This window comes from Pseudomonas sp. O39 (assembly GCF_045447295.1).
Lineage (GTDB): Bacteria > Pseudomonadota > Gammaproteobacteria > Pseudomonadales > Pseudomonadaceae > Aquipseudomonas > Aquipseudomonas antarctica_A.
The window spans coordinates 1-330 of sequence record NZ_JBJGXV010000087.1; the positions used below are offsets into that span (position 1 = coordinate 1).

Consider the following 330-nt stretch of genomic DNA (forward strand, 5'->3'; position numbering starts at 1 on the left):
TCTGCTGCGCGGTGTTTTTAACAAGGCCCCGGAAGCGCACTTTTGTATAACCAAACTGGCGCTTGATCACGCGAAACGGATGCTCAACCTTGGCGCGCAGTTGAGCTTTCGCGTATTCGATTTTGCGACGCATGCGCCCAATCAGGCTCTTCTTTGCATGCTTTTTATAACTGCTTGGCCGAGCGGTAATCGACCAGATCATTTGGCGATCTTGATGCTCGGGTCGCTTTTCGACGCCGGTGTAACCGGCATCGCCAGAGACGTAAGTCTCTTCTCCGTGCAGTAACTGATCGACCTGGGTTACGTCCGCCACATTCGCCGCAGTGCCCA

General features: G+C 54.2%; 1 protein-coding gene. It reads right to left on the bottom strand.

The features are described 5' to 3' along the window. A partial coding sequence (locus tag ACI77D_RS29415) for a transposase (protein ID WP_407018115.1) occupies window positions 1-330 on the bottom strand: 330 nt, incomplete at both ends.